Below are 1603 nucleotides of genomic sequence, written 5' to 3'. Positions count from 1 at the left end.
GTTATTGACTGATCCACCGCTATCGCAGGCAAGCCAGCTCCCACATTTTGATCTTCACTGGGTTTGAGGACTGTTTTTGATCGGACGTTTCCCACAAAGGTTTCAGGTTGTCGCTCGGAAGCGGGCTGACTAACCTCACTGCCGTCGCTGCCAATTCAGCGGCCGGATTTGACCGTCTGCCCCCCAAATGTATGTGCCGCATCGAATCAGGCGTTTTTTTTACGTCTGCTGTATCGTGTCGCGGCAGCTGTACGCGGGATACCTTAGGGTATGCCGGGCTACTTTGGGACCGGTCGGTCAACCCGCGTATAGCTGCCACCCTATTTCGCTTGACCGCGAAACGTGGCGGCTCCACTCCCGAAGGATTCCACCATGATCAAAGACAGCCCCAACCCCCCAGTCCATCAAGACTACGACACCAGCACCCTGCACGAAGTCGCCTACCGCGCGATCAATCACTATCTCAACCCCGGCAAACCCATTCCTGAACCCAGCGAAGGCATCTTCACCGTGCGCGCAGACTTGGGTACGGAAACCTTGCTGGTCAATGCTTCCCAGGATCTGGCTTCCATCAGTGATATCGCCAACCACCTCGCGTTTGAAATCGAGGGTTCGCAACGCAATGTCGCGCTGGGTATCTGCCGAATGCTGGAAGGTGTGCAACTGCTAGTCGACAAGGCGCTGAATGCGGCCCATCCCGTAGCTTGAATGGGGGGCTAAGATCGTTCCCACGCTCTGCGTGGGAATGCATCCAGTGACGCTCCGCGTCACCTTGCATCCTCTATGGCGGGACGCAGAGCGTCCGGGGCGGCATTCCCACGCGGAGCGTGGGAACGATCTCAACACAAGGTCGCGCTGGGTATCTGTCGGATGCTGGAAGGTTTGCAACTGCTGGTCGACAAGGCGCTGAATGTAGCCCACCCCGTGACTTAAAAGTGTGGGAGCTGGCTTGCCTGCGATGGCGGTCTGTCAGTCAGAGAGTTATTGACTGATCCACCGCTATCGCAGGCAAGCCAGCTCCCACATTTTGATCTTCACCAGGCTTGAGGGTGTGTTCTCGATCGGACGTTTCCCACAAAGGTTTCAGGTTGTCGCTCGGAAGCGGGCTGACTAACCTCACTGGCGTCGCTGAAAATTCAGCGATCGGATTTGACCGTCCGACTTAACCAGTACGCAAGAGCACCCAAGACCTATATCAGGCGTTTTTTTTACGCTTGATGTATCGTGTCGCGGCAGCTGTGCGCGGGATACCTTCGGGTATGCCGGATCCCTGGTTCCGGTCGGTCAACCCGCGTTCAGCTGCCACCCCACTTTGTTTGACCGCAAGTGATGACAGCTCCACTACCAGGAGTTCCACCATGATCAAAGACAGCCCCAACCCCCCAGTCCATCAAGACTACGACACCAGCACCCTGCACGAAGTCGCCTGCTGCGCGATCAATCACTATCTCAACCCCGGCAAACCCATTCCTGAATCCAGCGAAGGCATCTTCACCGTGCGCGCAGACTTGGGTACGGAAACCTTGCTGGTCAATGCTTCCCAGGATCTGGCTTCCATCAGTGATATCGCCAACCACCTCGCGTTTGAAATCGAGGGTTCGCA

At 56.5% G+C, this 1603-nt stretch carries 3 protein-coding genes; all 3 read left to right on the top strand.

What is annotated here, in order from left to right:
• The first annotated feature begins 372 nt into the window (after positions 1-372).
• Positions 373-708, top strand: a complete 336-nt coding sequence (locus tag FEM54_RS32260) for a DUF6124 family protein (RefSeq protein WP_138454248.1) — start codon at positions 373-375, stop codon at positions 706-708.
• Positions 709-783: 75 nt separating this feature from the next.
• Positions 784-933 (top strand): DUF6124 family protein, encoded by a 150-nt coding sequence (locus tag FEM54_RS35250; RefSeq protein WP_477749752.1) that lies wholly within the window; start codon positions 784-786, stop codon positions 931-933.
• Between the two features lie 425 nt (positions 934-1358).
• A partial coding sequence (locus FEM54_RS32250) for a DUF6124 family protein (RefSeq protein WP_138454247.1) occupies positions 1359-1603 on the top strand: 245 nt, incomplete at its 3' end.

Origin of the sequence: Pseudomonas edaphica, assembly GCF_005863185.1 — a bacterium.
Lineage (GTDB): Bacteria > Pseudomonadota > Gammaproteobacteria > Pseudomonadales > Pseudomonadaceae > Aquipseudomonas > Aquipseudomonas edaphica.
This window is presented reverse-complemented; position numbering and strand designations above follow the sequence as displayed.

Bases quoted from the DNA above. Each gene is read 5' to 3' on its own strand.
- FEM54_RS32260 (WP_138454248.1), top strand. From the start codon at position 373: ATGATCAAAGACAGCCCCAACCCCCCAGTCCATCAAGACTACGACACC.
- FEM54_RS35250 (WP_477749752.1), top strand. From the start codon at position 784: ATGGCGGGACGCAGAGCGTCCGGGGCGGCATTCCCACGCGGAGCGTGG.